At 71.3% G+C, this 26,437-nt stretch carries 24 protein-coding genes; 23 read left to right on the top strand and 1 reads right to left on the bottom strand.

Annotated elements, in window-relative coordinates; all coding sequences use genetic code 11:
- Positions 1-15: 15 nt before the first annotated feature.
- The 5 genes from SJY14_RS10935 (at position 16) to SJY14_RS10915 (ending at position 7,670) form a co-directional block, all read left to right on the top strand.
- The gene (locus SJY14_RS10935) at positions 16-987 is read left to right on the top strand and encodes a MoxR family ATPase (protein ID WP_055972180.1); all 972 of its coding nucleotides are present in this window, start codon (positions 16-18) and stop codon (positions 985-987) included.
- Positions 984-2,447 carry a DUF58 domain-containing protein gene (locus SJY14_RS10930; protein ID WP_255364121.1) on the top strand — a complete coding sequence of 488 codons (1,464 nt, stop codon included), beginning with the start codon at positions 984-986 and terminating at the stop codon, positions 2,445-2,447. The genes SJY14_RS10935 and SJY14_RS10930 overlap by 4 nt, the downstream gene beginning before the upstream one ends.
- On the top strand, positions 2,444-4,816 hold the full coding sequence (locus tag SJY14_RS10925; protein WP_396598908.1) for a transglutaminaseTgpA domain-containing protein: 2,373 nt from the start codon (positions 2,444-2,446) through the stop codon (positions 4,814-4,816). The genes SJY14_RS10930 and SJY14_RS10925 overlap by 4 nt, the downstream gene beginning before the upstream one ends.
- The gene (locus tag SJY14_RS10920) at positions 4,816-6,678 is read left to right on the top strand and encodes an FHA domain-containing protein (RefSeq protein ID WP_396598907.1); all 1,863 of its coding nucleotides are present in this window, start codon (positions 4,816-4,818) and stop codon (positions 6,676-6,678) included. The genes SJY14_RS10925 and SJY14_RS10920 overlap by 1 nt, the downstream gene beginning before the upstream one ends.
- Before the next feature lie 95 nt (positions 6,679-6,773).
- On the top strand, positions 6,774-7,670 hold the full coding sequence (locus tag SJY14_RS10915; protein WP_396598906.1) for a hypothetical protein: 897 nt from the start codon (positions 6,774-6,776) through the stop codon (positions 7,668-7,670).
- On the opposite strand, the gene SJY14_RS10910 is transcribed toward SJY14_RS10915, so the two are convergent.
- Complete coding sequence (locus SJY14_RS10910; protein WP_396598905.1) at positions 7,667-8,683, bottom strand: asparaginase; 1,017 nt, start codon at positions 8,681-8,683, stop codon at positions 7,667-7,669. The genes SJY14_RS10915 and SJY14_RS10910 overlap by 4 nt on opposite strands.
- Before the next feature lie 69 nt (positions 8,684-8,752).
- Between SJY14_RS10910 and SJY14_RS10905 the strand changes: the two genes are divergently transcribed.
- The 18 genes from SJY14_RS10905 to SJY14_RS10820 all read left to right on the top strand — a co-directional run bounded on the left by SJY14_RS10905 (position 8,753) and on the right by SJY14_RS10820 (position 26,400).
- Positions 8,753-9,244, top strand: coding sequence for an OsmC family protein (locus SJY14_RS10905; RefSeq protein ID WP_396598904.1), 492 nt, complete (start codon positions 8,753-8,755; stop codon positions 9,242-9,244).
- Between the two features lie 74 nt (positions 9,245-9,318).
- Positions 9,319-9,879, top strand: a complete 561-nt coding sequence (locus SJY14_RS10900) for an FKBP-type peptidyl-prolyl cis-trans isomerase (RefSeq protein WP_055972195.1) — start codon at positions 9,319-9,321, stop codon at positions 9,877-9,879.
- 36 nt (positions 9,880-9,915) lie between these two features.
- The gene (locus SJY14_RS10895) at positions 9,916-10,929 is read left to right on the top strand and encodes an FKBP-type peptidyl-prolyl cis-trans isomerase (protein WP_396598903.1); all 1,014 of its coding nucleotides are present in this window, start codon (positions 9,916-9,918) and stop codon (positions 10,927-10,929) included.
- Between the two features lie 88 nt (positions 10,930-11,017).
- Positions 11,018-12,094 (top strand): 1-deoxy-D-xylulose-5-phosphate reductoisomerase, encoded by a 1,077-nt coding sequence (dxr, locus tag SJY14_RS10890; protein ID WP_396598902.1) that lies wholly within the window; start codon positions 11,018-11,020, stop codon positions 12,092-12,094.
- Between the two features lie 84 nt (positions 12,095-12,178).
- Positions 12,179-13,510 carry a M50 family metallopeptidase gene (locus SJY14_RS10885; RefSeq protein WP_396598901.1) on the top strand — a complete coding sequence of 444 codons (1,332 nt, stop codon included), beginning with the start codon at positions 12,179-12,181 and terminating at the stop codon, positions 13,508-13,510.
- 80 nt (positions 13,511-13,590) lie between these two features.
- Positions 13,591-14,739: a flavodoxin-dependent (E)-4-hydroxy-3-methylbut-2-enyl-diphosphate synthase gene (ispG, locus tag SJY14_RS10880; protein WP_171007237.1), complete on the top strand. Its 1,149-nt coding sequence runs from the start codon at positions 13,591-13,593 to the stop codon at positions 14,737-14,739.
- 231 nt (positions 14,740-14,970) lie between these two features.
- Positions 14,971-15,894, top strand: a complete 924-nt coding sequence (locus SJY14_RS10875) for a MetQ/NlpA family ABC transporter substrate-binding protein (protein WP_071253886.1) — start codon at positions 14,971-14,973, stop codon at positions 15,892-15,894.
- Between the two features lie 84 nt (positions 15,895-15,978).
- The gene (locus tag SJY14_RS10870) at positions 15,979-17,040 is read left to right on the top strand and encodes a methionine ABC transporter ATP-binding protein (protein WP_396598900.1); all 1,062 of its coding nucleotides are present in this window, start codon (positions 15,979-15,981) and stop codon (positions 17,038-17,040) included.
- A gap of 1 nt (position 17,041) precedes the next feature.
- Positions 17,042-17,701 (top strand): methionine ABC transporter permease, encoded by a 660-nt coding sequence (locus SJY14_RS10865; RefSeq protein WP_043596109.1) that lies wholly within the window; start codon positions 17,042-17,044, stop codon positions 17,699-17,701.
- A 55-nt stretch (positions 17,702-17,756) separates the two neighbouring features.
- Positions 17,757-18,788, top strand: coding sequence for an AAA family ATPase (locus tag SJY14_RS10860; RefSeq protein WP_396598899.1), 1,032 nt, complete (start codon positions 17,757-17,759; stop codon positions 18,786-18,788).
- 5 nt (positions 18,789-18,793) lie between these two features.
- Positions 18,794-19,681, top strand: a complete 888-nt coding sequence (locus SJY14_RS10855) for a DUF58 domain-containing protein (RefSeq protein ID WP_396598898.1) — start codon at positions 18,794-18,796, stop codon at positions 19,679-19,681.
- Positions 19,668-20,150: a hypothetical protein gene (locus tag SJY14_RS10850; protein ID WP_396598897.1), complete on the top strand. Its 483-nt coding sequence runs from the start codon at positions 19,668-19,670 to the stop codon at positions 20,148-20,150. Before SJY14_RS10855 ends, SJY14_RS10850 begins: the two co-directional genes overlap by 14 nt.
- Positions 20,141-21,139, top strand: coding sequence for a VWA domain-containing protein (locus SJY14_RS10845; protein ID WP_396598896.1), 999 nt, complete (start codon positions 20,141-20,143; stop codon positions 21,137-21,139). Before SJY14_RS10850 ends, SJY14_RS10845 begins: the two co-directional genes overlap by 10 nt.
- On the top strand, positions 21,136-22,242 hold the full coding sequence (locus SJY14_RS10840; RefSeq protein WP_396598895.1) for a VWA domain-containing protein: 1,107 nt from the start codon (positions 21,136-21,138) through the stop codon (positions 22,240-22,242). Before SJY14_RS10845 ends, SJY14_RS10840 begins: the two co-directional genes overlap by 4 nt.
- The gene (locus SJY14_RS10835; RefSeq protein ID WP_396598894.1) at positions 22,239-23,075 is read left to right on the top strand and encodes a hypothetical protein; all 837 of its coding nucleotides are present in this window, start codon (positions 22,239-22,241) and stop codon (positions 23,073-23,075) included. Before SJY14_RS10840 ends, SJY14_RS10835 begins: the two co-directional genes overlap by 4 nt.
- Positions 23,076-23,101: 26 nt before the next feature.
- Positions 23,102-24,862 (top strand): proline--tRNA ligase, encoded by a 1,761-nt coding sequence (locus tag SJY14_RS10830; RefSeq protein ID WP_396598893.1) that lies wholly within the window; start codon positions 23,102-23,104, stop codon positions 24,860-24,862.
- A 164-nt stretch (positions 24,863-25,026) separates the two neighbouring features.
- Entirely contained in the window at positions 25,027-26,016 is a 990-nt protein-coding gene (gene nusA / locus SJY14_RS10825; RefSeq protein WP_054145760.1) for a transcription termination factor NusA, read from the top strand.
- Between the two features lie 81 nt (positions 26,017-26,097).
- Positions 26,098-26,400, top strand: a complete 303-nt coding sequence (locus SJY14_RS10820) for a YlxR family protein (protein ID WP_071253874.1) — start codon at positions 26,098-26,100, stop codon at positions 26,398-26,400.
- Positions 26,401-26,437 lie beyond the last annotated feature (37 nt).

Here is a 26,437-nt window from a genome sequence, read left to right as displayed (position 1 = left end):
GAAAGACACGACACGATGAGCATGACCCCCGAGCAGGCGACCTGGTTCTCCGACATCTTCGGGCGCCTGGTGGCCAACGTCGACCAGGTGCTGCTGGGCAAGACCTTCGTCGTGCGGCTGTCGTTCACGGCTCTGCTGAGCGAGGGGCACCTGCTGCTCGAGGACTTCCCGGGCACCGGCAAGACCTCGCTCGCCCGTGCGATCGCTCAGAGCGTGCAGGGCACGAGCAACCGGGTCCAGTTCACGCCCGACCTCCTGCCCGGCGACATCACCGGCGTCAGCATCTACGACCAGAAGGCCGGTGAGTTCGAATTCCACCGCGGGCCGATCTTCTCCAACATCGTGCTCGCCGACGAGATCAACCGGGCCAGCCCCAAGACGCAGTCCGCCCTGCTCGAGGTCATGGAAGAGAGCCGCGTGACGGTGGACGGCATCAGCCATCCCGTGGGTTCGCCGTTCATGGTGATCGCCACGCAGAACCCGGTCGAGCAGGCCGGCACCTACCGTCTTCCCGAAGCCCAGCTCGACCGGTTCATCATGAAGACCTCGATCGGCTACCCCGACCACGCGGCGACCGTGCGCATCCTCGAGGGCTCGGCCACACGGGTCCACGAGGGCAGCCTCAACCCGATCGTCCAGGCGGGGGTCATCACCGAGATGGCCCAGCTCGCCCGCACGGTGCACGTCGAGCCCACCATCAGCGACTACGTCGCCCGACTCGTCGACGGGACGCGCACCGCCCAAGAGGTCCGTCTCGGCGTGAGCGTGCGCGGTGCGTTGGCCCTCGTCCGCTCGGCCAAGACGTATGCGGCGTCCCTCGGCCGCCACTACGTGATCCCGGACGACGTCAAATCGCTCGCCGAGCCCGTGCTCGCCCACCGTCTCGTGCTCGACCCCGAAGCGGAGTTCGACGGCGTCACACCGTCCAGCGTCGTCAGCCAGCTGCTCATCGAGACGGCGCCACCCGCCGAACGGGTAGCCGTGTGAGCGAGCGTCCCCGAGGCACCGACCGGGCCGCCCGGCCCGTGCCGGGGTCGACCGCGGACGGTTCCCGTGCCGGTCGCACCCGACCGCGGGGCGGCACCCGTGGCGTCGACCAGCGCTTCGATTCCGCGTTCTCGACGGGAACGCAAGGGCTGACGAACGCCCGCACCCGGATAGTCGGCGATCGCACCGGCATCGGCGCGGACCTGCTCGTCCTGCTCGTCAGGACGACCCGCGGGACCCGCCGCGCCGTCCGCGGGGCCTTCACCAGCGCCTCCTCGGTGGTCACGCCCTTCGGGTGGTCGATGCTCGTCGGCGCACCGGTGGCGCTGCTCGTCGGCTACCTGCTCGGCTGGACCGAATTCGTGGTGGTCGGCTTCGCCGCGATCGTCCTGCTGCTCGTCGCGGGGCTGGCGCTCATCGGACGCAACTCCGTCCGCATCACCCTCGAGATCCCGCACGAACGGGTGGCCGTGGGCGCAGAGGCCGCCGGCACCGTGCGGGTGCGGAACGCCAGCGGCCGTCGCATCCTCGGCGTGTCCGTCGAGGTACCCGTCGGCCCGGGGCTCGCCGAGATCGACCTGCCGAGCCTGCGGTCGGGTGACGAGGTCACCGAGTCGTTCGACCTGCCCACCACGCGCCGGGGTGTCGTCGCCGTCGGCCCGGTCAGCACCGTCCGTGGCGACCCCGTCGGCCTCGCTCGACGCGAGATCGAGTGGACCGGCGTCACCGAGGTGTTCGTCCACCCCCGCACCATCGGCATCCCGAGCACGAGCACGGGCCTCATCCGCGACCTCGAGGGAAACCCGACGCGTGACCTCTCGCCCAGCGACATCTCGTTCCACGCCCTCCGTGAATACCAGCCCGGCGATGAACGACGGAACATCCACTGGAAGTCGACTGCCAAGACGGGTACCTACATGGTGCGGCAGTTCGAGGAGAGTCGGCGCAGCCACCTCGTCATCGCCCTGAGCCTGGCGGCCGGCGACTTCGCGAACGAGGACGAGTTCGAGCTCGCCGTCAGCGTCGCGGGCTCGCTCGGTGCCCGGGCGATCAGGGACGCGCGGGAGGTCAGCGTCGTCGTCGGAGCGACCACCCCCGAGTTCGCCAAACGCAAGAACCTCGAGATCCGCTCGCTGAGCACGCTGACGCGCAACCGGCTGCTCGACGAGCTCGCGGTCGTCACCACGGCCGAGTCCGCCCTGGCCATCACCGACGTCTCACGGGTCGCCGGCGACCAGGTCGTGGGGATCTCTGTGGCCTTCCTCGTCGTCGGGTCCACGACGACCGTCACCGAGATGCGCGCCGCCGCCATGCAGTTCCCCGTCGGGGTCGAAGCGGTCGCGATCGTTTGCGACCCCGAGACGGTCCCCGGCATGAGGCGCATCGCCGATCTCACCGTGCTGACCATCGGCTTCCTCGAGGACCTGCAGAAGTCGCTCGCCCGGACGGCGAGCGCATGACCGCCGTCGACGAGGTCCGGACGCCCGGAGGGCCGGTGACGCCTGCTCCCCGCGCCCGGTCACGCACCCGGCCGTCGCGACTGCGGGCGCCGTTCGTCACCTCCGTCGTCGCGCTCTTCGCCGCCTCGCTCGGCACCGCGGCCGCGACCTTCTGGCCGGTGTACGAGAGTGCTGCCTTCGTGGTGCTCGTCGTCGTCGCCTTCGCGGTCGGCGTGGTAATCGCGCTCGGGTCGGCCGTCCTCCGACTGTCGAGCGTGTGGGTGTTCGTCGCCACGGTCGTGGCCTACCTCGTGCTCGGTGTGCCGTTGGCCGTGCCGTCGCAGGCTCTCGTCGGCGTGCTGCCCACGGGCAGGGGCCTCCTGACGTTGCTCTCGGCGACGGCTCTCGGCTGGAAACAGCTCGTCACCATCGCCCTGCCGGTGGGCAGCTACGAGGCCTTGCTGGTGCCGGTCTTCGTGCTCGTCCTCGTCGGCACGGTCGTCGGTCTGTCCGTCGCGCTCCGCGGGCGACGCGGAGAACTCGCCGTCGTCGTCCCGGTCACCGTCTGGATCACGGCGATCGTGCTCGGTCCGGGAGAAGCCTGGTGGCCCCGCGCCACCGGAGTCGCCGTGCTCGTGACGGTGGTCGCCTGGGTGGTCTGGTGGCGCCTCCGTCGGCGCCGCGTCGCGCTCGACGCCCTCACCGCCCGTGACGCCACGACCTCCACCGGCCACCGCCCGGTGGCCGTCCGGGCCGTCGTCGGCTCGCTCGCCACGCTGGCCGTCGCCGGTGCGGCCGGCACGCTCGCCGTCACGGCGGTTCCGCCCGCCACCTCGCGGACGGTGGCCCGCACGGTCGTCGAGCAACCGTTCGACCCCCGCGACCACGTCAGTCCGCTCAGCGGCTTCCGGGCCTACGAACAGGAGCCGACCGTCGACCAGACGCTCCTCACGGTCTCGGGCCTCCGCGACGGCCAGCGACTGCGCATCGCCACGCTCGACACCTACGACGGTGTCGTCTACAGCGTCGGCAGCGGCGAGGTCGACAGCGCCTCCGGGTTCTTCACGCGCGTGCCGTCTGACGTCGACCAATCCGAGGTCGACGGAGATGCGGCCACGGTGGACGTCACCGTCGGTGCCTACGACGACCTCTGGCTGCCCACCGTCGGCCGACTCGAGTCCGTCTCGTTCGACGGAGCGACGGCGGATGCACGACGGGACGCGTTCTTCTACAACGACCTGACGGGCACGGCGGCCGTCCTCGGCGGACTCGGGCCGGGCGACTCGTACCGGCTGGACGCGGTCGAGCCGCGCCAGCCCGGCGACGCCGAGCTCGACGCGCTCACGCCGGGGACGGCCACCGTGCCGACACCGCGGGACGTGCCCGACGAGCTCTCCTCCTCGCTCGAGGAGGACGTCGCCGGGGTCCAGGGGTCGGGGGCGCGCCTGCAGGCGGCGCTGAGCGCGCTGCGCGAGAACGGCTACGTGAGCCACGGGGTCAGCGCCGACGAGCCCGTCAGTCGATCGGGGCACGGGGCGGACCGCATCGCCCAGCTCTTCACCGACCCCGTCATGATCGGCGACGCCGAGCAGTACGCGACGGCGGCCGCGCTGATGGCCGACCAGCTGGGGTTCCCCGCGAGGGTCGTCATGGGATTCGCGCCCGAGGCCGACGGTGGCAGCGTCGAGGTCACCGGGTCGGACGTGACGGCCTGGATCGAGGTCGACACCGCCCAGTACGGCTGGGTGGCCCTCGACCCGAACCCGGCCGAGCGGCCGATCCCCGAGGACCAGGTGCAGGACCCCACGCAGATCTCGCGTCCCGAGTCCGTCGTCCAGCCTCCGCCCCAGGACCCTCAGGTGCGGGACGACCAGACCCCGCCGCAATCCGAGCAGGACGATCCCGAGAACCCTCCGGCCTGGTTGGCCGTCGTCCTGGCGATCGTCCGGATCGCCGGTTGGAGCGCACTCGTCGCCGGCCTGCTCGCGGCCCCGTTCGTGACGATCGTCGCCCTCAAGGCACGGAGGAGACGCCGCCGCCGGACGGCGACCAGTCCTTCCGCCCGCATCAGCGGCGGCTGGCACGAGTTCCAGGACGCCGTGGTCGACCACGGCATCCGCACCCCGCCGGCCGCGACGCGGAGCGAGGTCGCCGCCGTGGTCGGTGGTTCGCGTCCCGCGGTGCTGGCACGCGTGGCGGACCGTGCGGTGTTCTCGCCGAACCCGCCCGCCGAATCCGACGCCGACCGCGTGTGGACGGCCGTCGCCGAGATGCGTCGGGCCCTCGGGGTGGGGCTCACGAGGCGGCAGCGGTTCGCCGCGGCGGTCTCGCTCCGATCTTTGCGTGGTTACCATGGGCGCACCCCTCCCGAGCGACAGAGGAACGACTGATGTACTGCCCCACCTGTGCCAGCCCCCTGCCCGTCGGCGCGATGTTCTGCGGCGAGTGCGGTCGGGCGGTCTCCAGCGCAGACCTCGCGGCCGCCCGCCGTCGGGCCGATGCCGCCGCCGAGCACGTCGACGCCACCAGCGCCCCCGACCTGCCCGAGGCTCCTACGCGGGCGGCGTCGCACCCCCGCCGCGACGGTGCGGAGCCACCGTGGTGGGTGCGTGACCGTCGGACCGACACCGGCGCGGCCGAGGTCGACCTGCCCGGTGCCCACCACGCCCGGCCCGTGGCGCCCACGTCGGTTCCCGCACCCCCGGCCTGGCCGATCGACGACCGACCGGTCGAGCGCGGAGCCGAGGACGACCCTCAAGCACCGTCCGAGGAGGCGCAGGCAGAGTCCCCGATGGCCCCCGGCCCCAACGGTCCCGCGCTCCGCGACAGCCAGGTCGACGCCCTCGGCACGGTGGCTCCTGATGCGGTCGAACCGCCCACTCCGCTGAGGTCGCCCGCCAAGCACCCCGGCAACGGGCCACGCCCCACATCGGCCCCGCTCTGGACCGCGTCCCTGACGCCCGTCGGTTCGGACGATCCGTCTCCCGACGCGGCGTCCGCCGCTGAGCACCCGTCCTCCGAGGCGACCGACATCCGCCCGGACGACGAGGTCGAGAACGCCGAGGTCGAGTCGTCCGACACCGACGACGGCGCACGTCCGGCAGATGTCGACGACGGTCAAGAGGCCGGCGGCCTCGAGGTCGCCGCGTCGTCCGGTGAGTCCGCCCCCGCATCCGCTCCCACCCCCGAGGTCACACCCGACGACCCGGCGGCGGCTCCCGTGGGGCCCCCGCCTCTCGTGCGTCCGACGACCGACGTGCCCCGGGACGGCGACACCGCCCCGGTGGCCGCGCTCGGCCGGGACTTCCGTCCGCCGATCCCTGGCGGGCCCCGTCCCGCTCCCGTCGAGTCCGGTCGTCCCGCGCCCGTCCCACTCGTCGAGCCCGCGCCCCTCGTCCCACCGGGCTCCGGCCGCGTCACCGAACGGTGCACGCACTGTGGCGCAGCCGTCGGCGAGGACGACATCTTCTGCGGTGAATGCGGTGCGGTCGTGCAATCGGTCGCCCTGTCGTTCACGGGCCCCGTCGTCCCGCTCCCACCCGAATGGCGACCGGACGACGAGTCCGTCCTCCGCCGTGGTCCCGCCACCGAGGACGGCGAGGCCGTCCGATCGGGCACCGACGACGCCGGCACCGGCGACGCCGGCACCGGCCAGGGCGACCCGGGCTCCCGCGGCGACGTCCCCGCACAGGGTGATGCCGACGACCAGCAGCAGGCGGTACCACGCCCGGCCCCCGAGCCGATCGACCACGTCCCGGGCTTCCGGGCCGAGCGACCGGCCGTGACCCCGAGGCCGACCGTCGCCGACGTCCCGCCGGCCCCGACCTCGTCGTCGGCCCCGCCCTGGCGTCCTCGTCGTCCCCCCGTCGACCTGCCGGTGGACGACGACGTCGACGAGACCCGCATCGTCCGCCGTGGCGGCCTGGGGACCGAGTACGTCCTGCAGTTCAGCACGGGCGAGAGCATCACCGTCGACGGCACGGGTCTCGTCGGCCGGGCACCGACGCCCCAGCCGGGGGAGCGGTTCGACCAGCTCGTCCGCATCGTCGATCCCGGGAAGTCCGTGTCGAAGACGCATCTCGAATTCGGTCAAGAGGGTGGAGCCCTGTGGGTCAGCGATCGGTGGTCCGGCAACGGCACGGTCGTCCGCCCTCGTGACCTCCCTCCGCGCAGGGCCGATCCGGGCGTCCGAGTCCGGGTGACACGCGGCACCCGGGTCGAGATCGGCGAGCAGTTCTTCGTCGTCGTCTGACCGACGAATCCTCCACATGCGGCAGGGTCGGCGGGTCCTCCCCGGGCCCGCCCACCCGGCGCCGATCACGGCCGCCAGTTCGCTCCACTGGAGGCATGAACTCCTCCACTCCCGCGTCTTCGTCGACCCCGGTGAGGTCGTCGGCCCCCGTGACGTCCCCGGCCGTCGCATCCCGCGTGCGGCTGCCGTCGGCACCGGTCGAACCCCGTCCGACGGCCGCGCCGGTCGCGGCGATCACGACGGGCGCCGTCGTCTCGGGGTGCGGTGCTCTCGTCCCCTGGAGCGGCCCGCCTGCCGTCCTCGTGTCCTCCGTCGCGACGGCTCTCGCGGTCCTCGTCGGCTGGGCCGTCGACCGTGTCGTCGGAGCGACCCTCACGGCCCGTCGCGAACGATCGCGATTCCTGCGGTCCCTCGACGCGGTCGACGAGGTCGTCACGCGCCTCCGGGCGGCACGGTCCCGTGAACTGGCCGACTGGTACCCCACGGCCGATCGGCTAGGCGCGTTCGACGCCGCACGTCGTCCGACGCGGGTGCTGGTGCTCGGGGTGGGTCGCGCCTCCAGCGGGCTCGTGCTCGAGGGGCGTCCCGAGGACGACCTCGAGCCGGGTGACCCGGCTGTCGCCCGACTGGCACGCCTCCGGGCCGAGGCGGCCACCCTCGACGAGGCGCCGCTCTGCGTGCCCCTCTCGTCGACCGTCCGGGTCGTCGGACCGCCCGTCGTGGCCGAGGCCGTGGCGTCGGGCCTCCGCCGTCAGCTGCGGGCGGCGGGGGCGTCGGCGACCCAGGCGGCCGAGGCCGTCGACTGCGTGCTCGTCGGTGCGGTGCCCTCGGGGGGAGTCCTGTCCGAGGCCGAGCCGCCCCCGGTCGACACGGTCGTCGTGATCGGTCCGGGCGGCGAGGCCACGGTCACCCTCAAGGACGGTCGGCCGTGTCGGCAGAGCCTGCGGGTCGCGTTCGTGTCGGTGCTCGACGACGCCGTGCGATGCGTCTAGAGGGCGAGCCCGCTGCCGAGACGGATGCGACCCACGAGACCGTCACCGCCGGTGACCTTCTCGAGCGTGCGCTCGATCACGCGATCGGCGGCGGCCGCGTCGACGGCCCCTTCGTCGACCAGGAGGCGCAGCGCGACCAGGGTGCCGGCCCTCACGTTCCCGTCGAGCACCTTCACGGCCACGGCGACGCCGTCGGTCGTGCCCATCACCATGACGCCCTCGGCGCCCAGCTTGGCCAGCACGCCCAGCTCGTCGATCGTCACCGTGTTGGCACGCCCGGGGCCGTCGATCGCCCAGGCGTCGCCGAGGACGGCCTCGACGAGGTGCGCCGCGTGGTCGTCGCGTCCCGCGCCGGTCGGGCGGACCGATCCGGTGATGCGGGCGATCGCCCGGGCCAGGCCGACCACGGTGGTCGCGATCACCGGGGCGCCGCAGCCGTCGACACCGGCGTGGTCGACGGTCTCGCCGGTGAACTCGGCGACCGTCTCGCGGACGGCGGCCTGCAGGGGGTGGTCGGTGGCGACGTAGCTCGACGGGTCCCAGCCGTTCTCGGCGCAGGCGAGCAGGAACGAGGCGTGCTTGCCCGAGCAGTTCATGGCGAGGCGGCGCTTCGCGGACGCCTCGCGGGCGCTGGCCCGGTCGCCGGGCCAGTCCGGGGGGCAGAGCAGGTCGTCCTCGGTGCTGCCCGAACGGCCGAGCAGTGCCTCGACCACGTCGAGGTGGGCCCGCGTGCCGGCGTGGCTCGCCGTCGCCAGGACGGCCTGCGGGCCGTCGAGCGAGACTCCCGACCGCAGCACCGTCAGTGCTTGCAGCGGTTTGAGGCACGAGCGGGGGTAGATCGTCGCGTCGGCGTCTCCGACGCGACGCAGTTCGTGCCCGTCGGCATCCACGACGACACCCGCACCGAGGTGACGGCTCTCGTCCCAGCCCGAGCGTTCGAGCACGGCCAGCTCGACGCTGCCCGAGGCGGTGAGGGGGTGACGAGAGGGAACGGCGGGGCGGGGGTCGGTCATGATGGGGAGTGTACCGAGGCCCGCCACGCGACCACGTCGCACCGACGAGGGGCCCGAGAGGGAGGCAGCATGCTCGACCACGACTACGCCGTCGACGTCCACTGGACGGGCCATCGGGGCGAAGGCACCACCTCGTACCGTTCGTACGGCCGGGACAACACGATCGTCGCCACCGGTAAGCAGCACGACATCCTGGCGTCGGCCGATCGAACCTTCCACGGTGACGCCGACCGGTGGAACCCCGAGGAGCTGCTGCTCGCCGCACTGGCGCAGTGCCACCTCCTCAGCTACCTGCACGTCGCCGCCACCGCGGGCGTGGTCGTGGTCGCCTACGAGGACGCCGCCGTGGGGCGCATGACGCAGACGCAGGACGGCGGCGGTCGCTTCACGTCGGTGACCCTGCGACCCCGGGTGACCGTCGCCGACGACGACATGGTCGAGCGCGCCCTCGAGCTGCACGCCGACGCGAGCCGCAAGTGCTTCATCGCGGCGTCGGTCGCCTTCCCCGTCGGCCACGAGCCGACCGTGGTGGCGGCATCCAGAGAAGCCGACCGGGCGTGAGGCACAATGGCACGGCACCTCCGCCGCGCCGAGTCCCACGGCGCGAGCCCCGTCACTCCGACCGAGAGATCCCCATGCGCCGCTCCCTCGCCCTCCTGGCCGTCCCCGCCCTCCTCCTGTCGTTGGCGGCCTGCGCCGGCGACGCCGGCGGGTCGTCCGACACCGCGACGCCGACCAGCTCGGCGTCGTCGACGTCCGACGTCCCGCTGCGGGCCTCGGGCGAGCCCCAGGCCCCGCAGGCCGGCTTCCCGACCGTCGAACTCGACGCCGACGGCCGTCCGACGGTGACCGTCCCCGAGGCGGACGCGCCGACCGAGCTCGGCGTCGAGACCCTGATCAAGGGCGACGGCGCCACGGTGCAGGCCGGCGACACCGTCACCGTCCAGTACCAGGGCGTCATCTGGAACACCGGCGAGATCTTCGACGAGAGCTGGTCGCGCGGTGCGCCGGCCACCTTCTCGACCGACCAGGTCATCACCGGCTTCGCGGACGGCATGGTCGGGCAGACCGTCGGGTCGCAGACGGTCGTCGTCATCCCGCCGGCCGACGGCTACGGCGAGGCCGGCGCCCCGCAGGCGGGCATCTCGGGCACCGACACGCTCGTCTTCGTCATCGACATCCTCGCCGTCTCCTAGTCGGCCGTCGCCGTCGACCTCCGAGACGACTCCTCGATGACCCGCACCGCGCCTCCTCGTCCGTCCACCCGTGTCCGTCGAGGACGGATCGTCGCCCTGGCAGCCGTTCCGCTCGTCGCCCTCGTGCTGAGCGGTTGCACGGGGGGTTCCGACCAGCCGTCTCCCACGGCGAGCGGCGCCTCCGGCGACTGCAAGGCGCCGGCGTCGGGGTCCCTGTCCGACGGCGTCGACGTCACGGGCGAGGTCGAGGCCGCGCCCGAGGTCAGCTTCGACACCCCGCTCGAGGTCACGTCGACCCAACGCACGACCCTGGTCGAGGGCAACGGCGAGGTCGCCGGGCCGGGTGCTGTGGCCAACGTCCGCATCGCGGTCTACGACGCGACCACCGGGGCCGAGGTCACCTCGGCCGGTTTCGACGAGGGCCAGCAGCCCACGCAGCTCACGGTGAGCACCGACTACTACGTGCCGGGCATCGTCGACGCGATCGCCTGCGTGCCCTCGGGCAGTCGCACGGTGACCGTCGCCTCGGCGGCCGACATGACGACCGCGACCGCGGGGGAGCAGGCCGCCACGCCCACGCCCGTGGTCATCGTCGCCGACGTCGTCTCCATCGTGCCGACCAAGGCGACGGGCGAGTCCCAGCCTCCCGAGGACGGCTTCCCGGCGGTCGAGCTCGCCGACGACGGTCAGCCGACCGTGACCATCCCGCCTCGCACCGACCCTCCGTCCGATCTGCAGATCGAGGTCCTCAAGAAGGGCGACGGCCCCGTCGTCCCCGACCCCGCGAACGTCACCGTCCAGTACCAGGGCGTCAACTGGACCACCGGCGAGGTCTTCGACCAGAGCTGGGGCAAGGGCACGCCGACCCCGTTCTCGACCGACCAGGTCGTGCCCGGATTCGCCAAGGCGATGATCGGTCAGACGGTCGGCTCGCAGGTCGTGGTGATCATCCCGCCCGCCGAGGGCTACGGCGAGGCCGGCCAGCCCTCGGCCGGCATCGGAGGCACCGACACGCTCGTCTTCGTGATCGACATCCTCGCCGTCGCCTAGCCACGGGTCGCCCAGCCGGGGGTCGCCCAGCCTTGGGGTGCTGAGCGGCGGTGGGCGGCCCCGCCGGCGCTCGCCCTAGGCTGACCCCATGCGTCGCATCACGATCCTCGGCTCCACCGGTTCGATCGGGGTCCAGGCCCTCGACGTCGTCCGGGCCCACCCCGATCTCTTCGAGGTGGTCGGCCTCTCCGCCGGCTCGGACCGCCAGGGCATGGCCGCTCAGGCGGCCGAGTTCGGCGTCGAGCACACGGCCCTCGGCACCGACGAATCGGTGCAGCTCGTCCGCGACGTCCGGGCCGACGTCGTCCTGAACGGCATCACGGGCTCGGTCGGCCTCGCACCGACCCTCGCCGCCCTGGACTCGGGTGCGTCGCTCGCCCTGGCGAACAAAGAGAGCCTGATCGTCGGTGGCGACCTCGTGACGCAGCGGGCCGCCCCCGGTCAGATCGTGCCGGTCGACTCCGAGCACTCGGCGATCGCGCAGGCGCTGCGCTCGGGCAACGACCGCGAGGTGCGTCGGCTCGTCCTGACGGCGTCGGGCGGGCCGTTCCGCGGTCGCACGCGGGACTCGCTGGCCGACGTCACCCCACGCGAGGCCCTCGCACACCCCACCTGGGACATGGGCCTGGTCGTCACGACGAACTCGTCGACCCTGGTCAACAAGGGACTCGAGGTGATCGAGGCGCACCTGCTGTTCGACGTCGACTACGACCACATCGACGTCACGGTGCACCCGCAGTCGATCGTCCACTCCATGGTCGAGTTCGTCGACGGCTCGACCATCGCGCAGGCCTCGCCCCCCGACATGCGCCTGCCGATCTCGCTCGGGCTCGCCTGGCCGGACCGCGTCGAGGGGGTGGGCGTCCCCCTCGACTGGACCCGCGCCTCCACCTGGACGTTCGAGCCCCTCGACGAGCAGGCCTTCCCGGCCGTACGGCTCGCCAAGCAGGTCGGGCGGGCCGGGGGCACCTACCCGGCCGTCTTCAACGCGGCCAACGAGCAGGCCGTCCTGGCGTTCCACGCGGGACGCGTCGGGTACCTCGACATCCTCGACGTGGTCGAGGCCGTCGTCGACCGGCACACCGCGGGCGAGAGCAGCCTCGAGGGCGTGCTCGACGCCGAACGCTGGGCCCGTGCCGAGGCGGACGCATTGCTGGCCCGCTGAGGCCGCCGCCCCAGTTCGGGGCTCCCAGCGTCGTCATGGCGTCGGCGCGGTGGACGTCCGGCCACGGGCGGCTACCCTTGCCCGGTGCAGACGATCCTCCTCTTCGTGCTCGGCGTCCTGGTCATGGTCGTCGGGTTGGCCGTGTCGATCGCCCTGCACGAGGTGGGCCACCTCGTGCCGGCGAAGAAGTTCGGCGTGAAGGTCGGCCAGTACATGATCGGCTTCGGGCCGACCGTCTTCTCACGCAAGAAGGGCGAGACCGAGTACGGCGTCAAGGCGTTGCCCCTCGGCGGCTACATCTCGATGTCGGGCATGTTCCCTCCGGGCAAGACCGGGGGAGGCGCGCGCCAGTCGAGCACCGGCTTCTTCAACACCCTCGTGCAGGACGCCCGGACCGCCAGTGCCGAGACCGTCGACGAGGGCGACGAGTCGCGCACCTTCTACCGCCTGCCCGTGTACAAGCGCGTCATCATCATGCTCGGCGGGCCGTTCATGAACCTGCTCATCGCGATCGTGTTGTTCGCCGTGCTGCTCTGCGGCTTCGGCGTCCAGCAGGCGAGCACGACCGTCGGCAGCGTCAGCACCTGCGTCCTGCCCGCCGGGTCGACCGAGACGAGCTGCCCGTCCGACGCCCCCGAGGCCCCGGCCTACGCCGCGGGCATGCTGAACGGTGACCGCATCGTGTCGATCGACGGCACGACCGTCACCGACGGCGACCAGATCACGAGCATCCTGCAGCGTTCTCCCGACGACACCCTCGACGTCGTGGTCGACCGCGACGGCACCGAGCGCACGCTCCAGGTGACACCGGCGTTGTCCGAGCGCTACGTGACCACGTCGAGCGGTGCCGTCGCGACGAACCCGGACAGCAGTTCGCAGACGCAGGAGGTCGGCTTCGTCGGCATCGGCTTCGCCTACGAGAAGGTGCGCGAGCCCGTGACGGCCGTGCTGCCGGCCGTCGGCGACAACATCGCGCACGTGGTCGGCGTCATCGTCACCCTGCCGCAGCGCCTCGTCGGGGTGGCCCAGGCCGCCTTCGGCGGTGCCGAGCGCGACCCGAACGGCCCGGTCAGCGTCGTCGGCGTCGGGCGCATGGCGGGCGAGATCGCGAGCCTCGACACCATCCCGGTGGTCGACCGCATCAGCACCCTCGTCGGTCTGCTCGCGAGCCTCAACGTCGCGCTGTTCGTGTTCAACCTCGTGCCGCTCATGCCCCTCGACGGCGGCCACGTCGCCGGCGCCCTCATCGAGGCGATCCGCCGCGGCTTCGCGAAGCTGTTCCGCCGTCCCGATCCGGGCCCGGTCGACACGGCCAAGGCCATCCCCGTGACCTTCGCCATCGTGATCCTGCTCGGTGGCATGACTGTCCTGCTGACCTACGCCGACATCGTGAACCCGATCGACATCTTCGGCTGACGACCGGTCGCGGGCCTCGCGTGACGGGCCGGTCACCCGCCCGTCACGCGGCGTCCAGCGCCGAGGTTTACGATGACACCGTGCCAGCAGTCAATCTCGGAATGCCGAAGGTCCCCGAAGTCCTCGCCCCGCGCCGCAAGACGCGGCAGATCAAGGTCGGCAAGGTGCTCGTGGGCGGCGACGCCCCCGTCAGCGTGCAGTCGATGACCACGACTCCGACCCCCAACATCAACGCCACCCTGCAGCAGATCGCCGAGCTCACGGCCAGCGGCTGCGACATCGTGCGCGTCGCCGTGCCGAGCCGTGACGACGCCGAGGCCCTTCCGATCATCGCGAAGAAGAGCCAGATCCCGGTCATCGCCGACATCCACTTCCAGCCCAACTACGTCTACCAGGCGATCGACGCCGGCTGTGCGGCAGTCCGGGTCAACCCCGGCAACATCCGCAAGTTCGACGACCAGGTCGGCAAGATCGCCGCCGCGGCGAAGGCCGCGGGCGTCTCGATCCGCATCGGCGTCAATGCCGGTTCGCTCGAGCCCAGCATCCTGCAGAAGTACGGCAAGGCCACGCCCGAGGCGCTCGTCGAGTCCGCCGTGTGGGAGGCCTCGCTGTTCGAAGAGCACGACTTCCACGACTTCAAGATCTCGGTCAAGCACAACGACCCGATCGTCATGGTCAAGGCCTACCGCCAGCTCGCCGAGCGCGGTGACTGGCCCCTGCACCTCGGCGTCACCGAGGCCGGTCCCGAGTTCCAGGGCACGATCAAGTCGGCCACGGCGTTCGGCATCCTGCTGAGCGAGGGCATCGGCGACACCATCCGCGTCAGCCTCAGTGCCCCGCCCGCCCAAGAGGTCAAGGTCGGCCTGCAGATCCTGCAGTCGCTCAACCTGCGCGAGCGCAAGCTCGAGATCGTCAGCTGCCCCAGCTGCGGTCGTGCCCAGGTCGACGTCTACAAGCTCGCCAACGACGTCACCGACGGGCTCGAGGGCATGACCGTGCCCCTGCGCGTCGCCGTCATGGGCTGTGTCGTCAACGGCCCGGGCGAGGCCCGCGAGGCCGACCTCGGCGTCGCGTCCGGCAACGGCAAGGGGCAGATCTTCGTCAAGGGCGAGGTCATCAAGACCGTCCCCGAGTCCGAGATCGTCCAGACGCTCATCGACGAGGCGAACCGCCTCGCCGCCGAGATGCCCCCCGGTGAGCTGGGCTCGCCCGAGGTCGTCACCGTCTGACCCGGCACGCCCCGGGGGCGACGCGACCCCCTTCAGGAGGCGCGGTGCGAGGGTTCTCGCACCGCGCCTCCTGCGTGTGGTCGCGTCCGTGCCCGGGGTCGCCTTGGCCGTGTGTCGTCGTGTGACGCCCCGATGTGACGCGCCCTGGGGCGTCCGCCAGCATGGAGCACGCACCGCGACAGCCTCGGCCCACCCCCGAGCGGTGCTCCCGCAGCGCCCCGAGAGGAACCCATGACCAGCAGCGCCCCCCTGATCGACGCCCCCAAGAAGGGCCCCGGTCGACTGATCGCCATCATCGTCGCGGTCGTCGTCGTGCTCGCCGCCGTCGGCATCGCGATCGGAGTCACCCGTGGCGGTGGCGACGACGAGACCGTCCGCATCGGCGTCGTCGGCGCGAGCGACCCGTACTGGGCCGACTTCGTCCAGGCCGCGGCCGACGAGGGCATCACGGTCGACCTCGTGGACTACTCGGACTACGAGCAGCCGAACCCGGCCCTCGCCGACGGCGAGATCGACCTGAACCAGTTCCAGCACATCGTCTACCTCGCGCAGTACGACGTGGCCTCGGGCAACGACATCGTGCCGATCGGTTCGACGGCGATCTACCCGCTGCCGCTGTACTCGTCGAAGTACACCGAGCTGAGCGACTTCCAGCAAGGCGACACCATCGCGATCCCCGACGACTCGAGCAACCTGGCCCGCGCCCTGCTCGTGCTGCAGTCGAACGGCCTGGTCTCGCTGAAGGACGGCGGCACGATCTTCTCGGGCGTCAACGACGTCGACGAGTCGAAGTCGAAGGTCAAGGTCGCCACGGTGAGCGCCGACCTCGCCGCCACCTCGCTGCCCGACTACGCCGGCGCGATCATCAACAATGACTTCGCGACCAAGGCCGGCCTGTCGACCGACGACGTCATCGCCCAGGACGACCCCGAGGACCCCTCGTCGGTGCCCTACGCCAACGTCTTCGCCGCCCGTGCGGAGGACAAGGACAACGCGACCTACCGGAAGCTCGTCCAGATCTACCAGGACACCAAGACCGTCACCGACGGCGTCGTCGACAACTCGGGTGGCACGGCGATCATCACGAAGATCCCCGCGAGCGACCTCGAGAAATCGCTGACCGAGACCGAGAAGCTCGTCGAACAGAACGGCTGACCCCACCAGGTCGCCACCCCCGGCCCGGACCGCGCGCAGACACCCGCTCGCGGTCCGGGCCTCCGCCCGTGCCGAGGAGAACGCGTGCCCGCCATCACCCTGACCGACGTCGTCAAGACGTACCCGCCCCGCGAGAAGGGCGCCGCACCGCTGACCGCGGTCGACGGCGTCAGCCTCGAGATCGCCGAGGGCGAGATCTTCGGCATCATCGGTTACTCGGGCGCGGGGAAGAGCACCCTGGTACGCCTCGTCAACGCCCTCGAGCCCACGACGAGCGGGAGCATCCGCGTCGACGGTCGCGAGATCACCGGCCTGCGTGAGCGCGAACTGCGCGGGGTCCGGGCCGGCATCGGCATGATCTTCCAGCAGTTCAACCTCTTCTCGTCGAAGACGGTCTGGGGCAACGTCGAGTTCCCGCTCAAGGCAGCGGGGGTGCCGAAGGCCGAGCACCAGCGGCGCATCAGCGACCTGCTCCACTTCGTCGGCCTCGGCGACAAGGCCCACGCCCGGCCGGACCAGCTCTCTGGTGGTCAGAAGCAGCGCGTCGGCATCGCCCGGGCGCTCGCGACGAACCCCCGCATCCTGCTGGCCGACGAGGCGACGAGCGCGCTCGACCCCGAGACGACGAGCGAGGTGCTCGCGCTGCTCAAGCGCGTCAACGCCGAGCTCGGCATCACCATCGTCGTGATCACCCACGAGATGGACGTCATCAAGTCGATCGCCGACCGGGTGGCCGTGATGGACTCCGGACGCGTCGTCGAGACCGGCCCCACCTTCGAGGTGTTCTCCGACCCGCAGCAGGCGTCGACCAAACGGTTCGTCTCGACCGTCATCGCGGGCACGCCGCACGGCGACGAGCTCGAGGCGTTACGGGCCCGGCACGACGGCACCCTGGTGTCGGTCCGCATCGCCGAGGGCGGCGTCGACCAGCGCGACGTCTTCGCCCTGCTCGCCCGTCACGGCCTCTTGTTCGAGATCGTCTTCGGTGGCGTGAACGACATCCAGGGGCGCACCTTCGGCACCCTGACCCTCGCCGTGACCGGTGACGACGCGGCCGTCCGGGCGGCCGTCGCCGAGCTGGGCGACAACGCGACCGAACTGCCCACCTCGCCGACGATCTCGGTCGCACCCACGGAAGGACGCTGACATGGACTCCCTGATCGAACTGCAGCCGATGCTGTGGCAGGCGGCCGTCGAGACCGTCTACATCGTCGCCCTGACGCTGCTCTTCGGCGGCATCGGCGGGCTCGTGCTCGGCCTGGCGCTCTACCTGACGCGGGGCGGGGCGCTGTTCGCGAACCGCGTCGTCTACGGTGTGCTGAACGTGGTCGTGAACGTGTTCCGACCGATCCCGTTCATCATCTTCCTGGCCGCGGCCCAGCCGTTGGCGAGGTTCGTCATCGGTTCGGGCAGCGGCAACCCGGCCATCATCTTCACCCTGTCGCTCGCCGCGTCGTTCGCCATCTCGCGCATCGTGGAGCAGAACCTGCTCACCGTGCAGCCGGGGGTCATCGAGGCCGCACGAGCCGCGGGGGCCGGCCCGGCCCGCATCATCGGCACGGTGCTGCTGCCCGAGGCGCTCGGACCGCTCGTCCTCGGGTACACGTTCATCTTCGTCGCGCTGGTCGACATGTCGGCGGTGGCCGGCTACATCGGCGGCGGCGGGCTCGGCAACTTCGCCCTGCTCTACGGCTATCGGCAGTTCGACCCGGTCGTGACCTGGGCCGCGGTGCTGCTGATCATCGTCCTGGTGCAGCTCGTCCAGTTCCTCGGCAACTGGCTGGCGAGGCGCGCACTGCGGCGATGAGGCACCCAGGCCGTGGGCACCGACGCTGTCGGGGGACTGGTTTACAGTGGGGCGCGTGACCGACACCGCCACCGCCAGCCAGACCCCGCCGCCGGCCTCGGCCCCCGTGACGCCCGCCGAACTCGAGCGGGCCCGGCAGATCGTCGGGGCGGTGTCGCAGGCGTTCGGCCGCAAGGTCGTGGGTCAGACGGCCCTCCGTGACACCCTGCTCGTCGCCCTGATCACCGGTGGGCACGTCCTGCTCGAGAGCGTCCCGGGGCTGGCCAAGACGACCGCCGCGCAGACCATCGCGCAGTCGATCGACGCCAGCTTCCGGCGCATCCAGTGCACGCCCGACCTGCTGCCGAGCGACATCACGGGTACGCAGATCTACGACGCCCAGAAGTCGACGTTCGTCACCCAGCTCGGGCCGGTCCACTCGAACTTCGTCCTGCTCGACGAGATCAACCGGTCGAGCGCCAAGACCCAGAGCGCCATGCTCGAGGCGATGCAAGAGCGGCAGACCACCATCGGTGGCACGGTCTACCGGCTGCCGTCGCCCTTCCTCGTCCTGGCCACGCAGAACCCGATCGAGCAAGAGGGCACCTACCAGCTGCCCGAGGCGCAGCTCGACCGCTTCCTGTTGAAAGAGATCCTCGATTATCCGACTCCGGCCGAAGAGGCCGAGATCATCCGGCGCATCGAGAGCGGCGTCTACGACGAGGCCGCCGTCCCCTCGACCGGCGTCGGCCTGGCCGACGTCGTCTACCTGCAAGACCTGGCCAAGCGCGTCTACGTCGACGCGTCGATCGTCAACTACATCGTTCAGCTCATCTACGTCACGCGGCACCCCCAGCAGTACATCCCGGCCACCCTCGCCGACTACGTCGAGTTCGGGGCCAGCCCGCGGGCGAGCATCGCCTTCATGCAGGCGGCCCGTGCCCTCGCCCTGCTCCACGGTCGCGACTACGTCATCCCCGAGGACGTCAAGCACCTGCGGCACTCCGTCCTGCGACACCGCATGATCCTCAACTACGAGGCCACCGCCGACGAGGTCGCGCCCGAGACGATCATCGACGCCGTGTTCGGCGCCGTCCAGACCCCCTGACGCCGGTGGCCAGCCTGCTGCTGCGCGTGCGGACGAAGATGGGGCTCTTCGCCCACCGACGCACCATCGACCTGCTCGAGGGCGGCTACGCCTCGGTGCACCACGGGCGCAGCCACGACTTCGACGACCTCAGGGCCTACGTCCCGGGCGACGAGGTCAAAGACATCGACTGGAAGGCCACGGCCCGTCACGGCGAGCCCCTGGTCAAGCGGTACATCGCCAGCCGGCGGCAGAACCTCGTCCTGGTGATGGACACCGGTCGCAACATGGCGGCGACTTCCACGAGCGGCGAGTCCAAGAAAGACATCGCGCTGATGGCGGCGGGCGCCCTCGCCTACATCGCCGCGAAGCACGGCGACGTCGTGTCCCTGGTGGCGGGCGACTCGTCCGGTACTCGCGCGCACCCGGCCGGCGCGACCGAGGCCCACCTCGAGACCCTCCTACGGCAGGTCGACCGACGGGTCGACCTCGACGCCCCGACCAGCGACCTCGCCTCGGTGCTCGAGTGGGTCGCCCGCGGCATCCGACGCCGCTCGATGCTGCTGGTGGTCACCGACGACGTCGCGATCGACGAGCGCATCACCCGCTTGCTCCGCCGTCTGCGCGCCCAGCACGAGGTCGTCTGGCTGACGATCGGCGACGCCGACCTGATGACCCGCGCCGGGCACGCCGGTGAGGTCTTCGACGTTCGAGAGATGTCCGGGCTGCCGGCCTACCTCCGCGAGAACGCGCAGCTCCGGCGCGAGTTCGACGAGTCGTCCCTCCGCCGCACGGGCGACACCGAGCGCGAACTCCTGGCCCTCGGCATCAGCAGCCAGCGACTCGGCAGCCAGGCCGAGGTCGTGCCGGGTCTGTTCGCCCTGATCGAGAAGCACCGTCGTGTCGGGCGCTGACGACTTCTTCGGGCCCTACCAGTACCCGCTCTGGGTGCTCTGGCTCGTACTCGGCCTGGTCGGGCTGGCCCTCGTGGTCGCCTGGTACGTCTTCGTGTTCCGTTTCGCGGCACGGCGACTTCCCCCGGCCCAGCGAGCGGCCCAGGCGGCGTCCCGACCGGCTGCCCTCGCCGACACCAAGGCGAAGTACCTCGCCCTGATCGACGAGGTCGAGACGGCCGCGACCTCGGGGCGGCTCAACGACCGTGGGGTGCACTCCCGGCTCAGCCTGCTGTTGCGGTTCTTCGCGCACGAGACGAACGGCGTCGACACGCACGTGATGACCCTCGCCGATCTCCGCGAGTCGAACCTGCCCCGACTCGCCGGGGCGGTCGAGCAGTACTATCCGCCGGCCTTCCGACTCGAAGAGCCCGGCGACACCGCGCGTGCCGTCGCCACCGCGAGAGACCTGGTGTCGTCATGGGGCTGATCTTCTGGTGGTTGCCGCTGGTCGCACTGGCGGTCGTGGCGGTGGCGGCGTGGCTCTACGTGCGGTGGAGGCGCCGAGACAGAGCGCGCCTCCGTCGTCTCGGCGTCCCGGTCGCGCACGGCGAGCGGCTGACCGCGCTACCCGCCTACCAGCGCGTCGTCCGGCGCTACCGTGCCGCCCTCGCGGTCGTGCTCGTCGCCATGGTGGCGCTGACCGGCATCAGCGTCCTGCTCGCGGCCCGCGTCTCGAGCACCGACGTCGTCGAACCGCAGTCGTACAAGCGCGACATCATGCTCTGCCTCGACGTGTCGGGGTCGATGACCGAGGTCGACTCCCAGATCGTCGACACGTTCTCGACCCTCTCGCAGGGGCTCGACGGCGAACGCGTCGGGCTGTACCTCTTCGACAGCTCGGCCGTGCAGGCGTTCCCGCTCACCGACGACTACGACTTCGTCCGCACGCAACTCGAGCAGTACCGCGACTCGTTCGACACCATGGGCGAGAACGGCACCCGCTACTGGACGGGCACCGACCTCGGTGACGGTGCCTCGTTGATCGGTGACGGGCTGGCCTCGTGCGTCCTCGGGTTCGGCGACGACGACAGCACGCGACCCAAGTCGGTCGTGCTCGCCACCGACAACTACGTCAACGGCAAGGCCCTGCTCACGCTCACCGAGGCAGCCGACCTGGCGACCGAGCGCGACGTCCGCGTGTACGCGGTGAACCCCGCCGACCATGCCACGGACGCCGTGGCCGACCAGGTCGCGGCCGAACTGCGCACCGCGGCCGAGTCGACCGACGGCGGCTACTACGCCCTCGACGATTCGACGACCGTGCCGCAGATCGTCGACGAGATCGACGCGCGCGAGGCGGGGCTGTTCACGGGGGCCCGACGGCTCGTGGTGACCGATCACCCGCAGGCTCTGGCGATCGCCGCCTTGCTCGTCGCGATGGGCGGGCTCGTGATGCTCTGGCGGGTGCGGCTGTGATCGCCCGCGCGCTGGTCTTCCAGCCCGTGCTGCCCTGGTGGCTCCTCGGCGTGGCCGCCGTCGCCCTGCTCGGGTTCACCGGCTGGCGCGTCGTGGCCGAGCGGGGCCGACGACGGGCCCTGCTCACCTGGGTGCGACGACTGGTGATCGTCGCCCTGCTCCTCGTCGTCGCGGTGCGACCGAGCCTCCCCGGCGGGTCGGCCCAGGCGTCGGTCGCCCAGCTCAACGTCTTCTTCGTGGTCGACACGACCTCGAGCATCGCGGCGGAGGACTGGGGCGACGGCCAGCGTCGTCTCGACGGGGTGCGGTCCGACATCGCCGAGGTCACCTCGCAGCTGGCGGGCGCACGGTTCTCGTTGCTGTCCTTCGACAGCACGGCCGTCCTGCGGACGCCGCTGACCGACGACGCCTCCGCCGTGGTCGCCGCGGCGGACGCCATGAACCAAGAGGTCACCTACTACTCGAGCGGCAGTTCCGTCAGCGAGGCGAACGACCTGCTGGCCGAGCGGTTGACCGAGGCGCGGCAGAGCGCCCCCGAACGAGCCAACGTCGTCTACTACCTCGGCGATGGCGAGCAGACCAGCAGCACCGAGCCCGAGAGCTTCGCGGCCTCGGCCGGTGACGTCGACGGCGGTGCCGTCTTCGGCTACGGCACCGAGCAGGGGGGCAAGATGCGCGTCTTCGACGGCTACGGCGACGAGTACTCGACCAAGGAGTACATCCAGGACCGCACGCAGCCCGGCGATCCCGACGCCGTCTCGACGATCGACGAGGACGCCCTCCGGCGCATCGCCGATCAGCTCGGCGTGCCGTACGTGCACCGCACGGCCGACACGTCCGTGGACGCCGCCGTCGCGGACGCCCGTGACGGGGCCGTCGCCTCGGACGAGGGGCGGGCCGACAGCCTGATCGACCTCTACTGGATCGCCGCCATCCCCGCGTTCGTGCTGCTCTTGATGGACGTCGCCCTCGTGGCCAGGGCCCTGGGCGAGGTCCGCCCGACACGGCCCCAGCGCGACGAGAGTGGGCCGGGCCGGGGGCGTGGTCGTGCTGCGACGTCGGCTCTCGACGCCGCCCGACCCGACGGGGGAGCACGCCCGTGACCGACACCCTCGTCCCGCCGCCCGTCGACGAGATCCGCCGCGCCCACGAGGCCGAGGCCGGGCCCACCGTCGAGCAGTACCGCAAGCGCCTCCGGCGTCGGTTGCTGCTCTGGTCGGCACCGGTCGTCCTCGTGGTCCTGCTCGTCGCGCTCAAGCTGCTCAGCCTGCCCACGTTCGCCGCCCTGACGCAGTGGTCGTACGGCGACCAGCGGTTCGAACGCAGCGCCTCCCTCTCCGAGCCGCTCGGCGTCGCCAACGTGGTCGAGCCGTGGGTGCACCACTTCGACCGGGGCACCGCCTACGCCCAGATCGGCGTGCTCGACGTGGCTCGGCAAGAGTTCGTCACGGCGCTCGACCTCGCTCCCGACGACGCGACGATCTCGTGCGTCATCCGGGTCAACCTGGTGCTCACGATCGAGGCGCAGGGCGACGCGGCCCTGCTCGAACTGCGCTACGCCGACGCCGAGGCGCTGTACGAACTCGGGCAGAAGACCGTCGACGAGGCGCCCGAGGGCTGTTTCCAGCCGCCGGAGGACCCCCAGCGGCCCGACACCTCCCAGCCGCTCGACGACGCCCAGCAGCGCCTCGACGAGAAGGGGCAGCAGGCCCAGGGGGGCGAGGGCGACGAGCAGCAGCCCGGGGGCGACGACGGCAGCGATCCCGGTGCCGGGGGAGACGAGCCCGGCGAGGGCGAGGGGCAGGCCGAGTCCGACGACCCCCTCGACCAACTGCAGCAGCAGGGCGAGCAGAGTCAGCAGCAGCAACAACAAGACACCGACCGCGACCGCTACTACGAGCAGAACCCGGGCGACTACGACGGCAAGCCGTGGTGACCCGGGCACGCCCCTAAGCTGGACGGGTGTCCACTCGTCTCTCCCAGCTCTTCGTCCGCACCCTCCGAGAAGACCCTTCCGACGCCGAGGTGACCAGCCACCGGCTGCTCGTCCGGGCCGGGTACATCCGGCGTCAGGCGCCGGGCGTCTTCGCCTGGCTGCCTCTCGGCCTGCGCGTCAAGGCGAAGATCGAGGCGATCATCCGCGACGAGATGCAGGCCGCCGGTGCCCAAGAGGTGCACTTCCCCGCGTTGCTGCCCCGTGAGCCCTACGAGGCCACCGGCCGCTGGACCGAGTACGGCGACGGCATGTTCCGGCTCAAAGACCGCAAGGACGCCGACTACCTGCTGGCCCCCACGCACGAAGAGGCCTTCACCCTGCTGGTGAAAGACCTCTACTCGTCCTACAAAGACCTTCCCCTGACGCTGTTCCAGATCCAGGACAAGTACCGCGACGAGGCACGGCCCCGGGCCGGCCTGCTGCGTGGCCGCGAGTTCACGATGAAGGACGCCTACTCGTTCGACGCGTCCGACGCCGGGCTCGACGAGAGCTACCAGAAGCAGCGCGACGCCTACGAGCGCATCTTCACCCGTCTCGGCCTCGAGTACGTCATCGTCAAGGCGGACGCCGGGGCCATGGGTGGCTCGCGCAGCGAGGAGTTCCTGCACCCGACCGTCATCGGCGAGGACACCTTCGTCCGCTCGGCCGGCGGCTACACCGCGAACGTCGAGGCCTTCACGACGATCGTGCCCGACACGGTCCCGCTCGAGGGCCTGGCCCCCGCCCGTCGTCTGGCACCCGCCGACACGCCGACCATCGACTCGCTCGTGGCCCAGCTCAACGCCGACGAGGCCCGGGACTCCGGCCCCTGGACGGCCGCCGACACGCTGAAGAACGTCGTCGTCGCGCTCAGCCACCTCGACGGACGCCGTGAGCTCGTCGTCGTCGGCCTGCCCGGCGACCGCGAGGTCGACATGAAGCGGCTCGAGGTCGCCTTCGTGCCGGCCGAGGTCGAGGCCGCCGGCGACGCCGACTTCGTGAAGAACCCCGTCCTGGTCCGCGGCTACCTCGGCCCCCAGGTGCTCGGCGGCGAGTCCGATTCGGGCATCAGGTACTTCGTCGACCCTCGCGTGGTCGAGGGCTCGGCCTGGGTCACCGGGGCGAACGAGAAGGGCGTGCACGTCGCGGACCTGGTCATGGGTCGCGACTTCACCGCGGACGGCACCATCGAGGCCGCACAGGTCCGCGAGGGCGACCCCGCCCCCGACGGCTCCGGCCCGATCGAGACCGCCCGCGGCATGGAGATCGGCCACGTCTTCCAGCTCGGTCGCAAGTACGCCGAGGCGCTCGGCCTCAAGGTGCTCGACGAGAACGGCAAGCAGGTCACGGTCACGATGGGGTCGTACGGCATCGGCGTCACCCGCATCCTTGCGGTGATCGCCGAGGCGAACAACGACGCCAAGGGCCTGATCTGGCCCACGAACGTCTCCCCCTTCGACGTGCACGTCGTGGCCACTGGCAAGGACCCCGTGGTCTACGAGGTCGCCGAGAAGCTCACCGCCGACCTCGAGGCCCACCGCCTCGACGTCCTCTACGACGACCGTCCCAAGGTCTCTCCCGGGGTCAAGTTCGGCGACGCCGAACTGCTCGGCGTGCCGCAGATCGTCGTCGTCGGCCGCTCGGCCGGCGAGGGCGTCGTCGAACTCTGGGACCGCCGCACGGGCGAGCGCACCCCGGTCCCCGTGGCCGAGGCCGTCGCGACCCTCACGGCTCCGCGGGCGTCCTGAGCGCCGGCACCGCGCCTCCTCGTCCCGGTCGGGACGACCCCGAGGAGGCGCGGTGCCGACCCCGGCGAACGGTCCGCCGGGCACCCCGCTCTCGGGTACCGTAGAGCCATGCTGTGCGCGCCATCGTGCGTGCAGCCTGCAGATCTGAATAGTGGAGGCCCTCAGTGGACATCGACCTGAGCGTGCTGCGTCTCATGGAGCGCGAGCGTGAAATCCCCTTCGACGAACTCGTGCGCATCATCGAGCAGGCCATCCTGACGGCCTACCTCAAGCACACGAACCAGCCCGAGAGCCGCATCCCGGCTGCTCGCGTCGAACTCGACCGCAAGACCGGGCACGTCTCGGTCTTCGCCATCGAACGCGACGACGAGGGCGAGGTCGTCGGCGAGTCCGTCGACAGCCCCAGCGACTTCGGCCGCATCGCCGCCTTCGCGGCCAAGCAGGTCATCAACCAGCGCCTGCGCGACATCGGCGACGACAAGGTGCTCGGTCAGTTCAAGGGCCGTGAGGGCGACATCGTCGCGGGCGTGATCCAGCAGGGGCCCAACCCCCGCATGATCCATGTCGACCTCGGCACGGTCGAGGCGATCCTGCCGCCCGAAGAGCAGGTGCCGGGTGAGAAGTACACTCACGGCTCGCGCATCCGCGTGTACGTCACGGGCGTCAGCAAGGGCACGAAGGGGCCGCAGATCACGGTCTCGCGCACCCACCCGTCGCTCGTGCGCAAGCTCTTCGCCCTCGAGGTGCCCGAGATCGCCAGCGGTGTCGTCGAGATCGTCTCGCTGGCCCGCGAAGCCGGTCACCGCACCAAGATGGCCGTCCGCGCGACCGAGCCCGGCGTCAACGCCAAGGGGGCCTGCATCGGCGAGATGGGGCAGCGCGTGCGTGCGGTCACCACCGAGCTGAACGACGAGAAGATCGACATCGTCGACTACTCGAGCGACCTGCCCACCTTCGTCGCGAGTGCGCTGTCGCCGGCCAAGGTCTCGTCGGCCTTTGTGATCGACGCGTCCACCAAGGCCGTTCGGGCCCTCGTGCCCGACTACCAGCTGTCGCTCGCGATCGGCAAAGAGGGGCAGAACGCCCGCCTCGCCGCCAAGCTCACGGGCGCGCGGATCGACATCCAGCCGGACAGCATCCTCGAAGACGACTGATCTCTCCGACACGCCGAGGGCAACCGGCGCACCACGCCGTTCGCCTTCGGCGTCTCCCGTCCGACGACCCGAGGGGGTAAGGTGGAACCCGTCAGAACGTGCATCGGTACTCGAGCGCGCGCTCCGCGATCCGCACTCGTGCGGGTCGTCGCCCGAAACGGACGTCTCGTGGTCGATCCGACCGCGACCCTTCCCGGGCGGGGTGCGTGGTTGACGCCGTCGATCGACGCGTTCGAGTCGGCAGTGAAGCGCAGGGCTTTCCGCCGTGCACTCCGCCTCGACTCCGAACCCGACGTCGATGAGCTCCGCGCCTACCTCACGCGGATCACCACTTCACGACCCATCGCCACGACAGAACAGGCTGAACGGCACATGGACAACTAATGAGCAACCACTAATGAGCGGCTCGAAATGAGACCCG

Origin of the sequence: Frigoribacterium sp. R86507 (assembly GCF_044597695.1) — a bacterium.
GTDB lineage: Bacteria > Actinomycetota > Actinomycetes > Actinomycetales > Microbacteriaceae > Frigoribacterium.
This window is presented reverse-complemented; position numbering and strand designations above follow the sequence as displayed.

Bases quoted from the DNA above. Each gene is read 5' to 3' on its own strand.
- SJY14_RS10905 (WP_396598904.1), top strand. From the start codon at position 8,753: ATGCTCGACCACGACTACGCCGTCGACGTCCACTGGACGGGCCATCGG.
- SJY14_RS10865 (WP_043596109.1), top strand. From the start codon at position 17,042: ATGGACTCCCTGATCGAACTGCAGCCGATGCTGTGGCAGGCGGCCGTC.
- SJY14_RS10935 (WP_055972180.1), top strand. From the start codon at position 16: ATGAGCATGACCCCCGAGCAGGCGACCTGGTTCTCCGACATCTTCGGG.
- SJY14_RS10910 (WP_396598905.1), bottom strand. From the start codon at position 8,683: ATGACCGACCCCCGCCCCGCCGTTCCCTCTCGTCACCCCCTCACCGCC.
- SJY14_RS10925 (WP_396598908.1), top strand. From the start codon at position 2,444: ATGACCGCCGTCGACGAGGTCCGGACGCCCGGAGGGCCGGTGACGCCT.
- SJY14_RS10920 (WP_396598907.1), top strand. From the start codon at position 4,816: ATGTACTGCCCCACCTGTGCCAGCCCCCTGCCCGTCGGCGCGATGTTC.
- SJY14_RS10845 (WP_396598896.1), top strand. From the start codon at position 20,141: ATGGGGCTGATCTTCTGGTGGTTGCCGCTGGTCGCACTGGCGGTCGTG.
- dxr (WP_396598902.1), top strand. From the start codon at position 11,018: ATGCGTCGCATCACGATCCTCGGCTCCACCGGTTCGATCGGGGTCCAG.
- SJY14_RS10875 (WP_071253886.1), top strand. From the start codon at position 14,971: ATGACCAGCAGCGCCCCCCTGATCGACGCCCCCAAGAAGGGCCCCGGT.
- SJY14_RS10915 (WP_396598906.1), top strand. From the start codon at position 6,774: ATGAACTCCTCCACTCCCGCGTCTTCGTCGACCCCGGTGAGGTCGTCG.
- SJY14_RS10895 (WP_396598903.1), top strand. From the start codon at position 9,916: ATGACCCGCACCGCGCCTCCTCGTCCGTCCACCCGTGTCCGTCGAGGA.
- SJY14_RS10900 (WP_055972195.1), top strand. From the start codon at position 9,319: ATGCGCCGCTCCCTCGCCCTCCTGGCCGTCCCCGCCCTCCTCCTGTCG.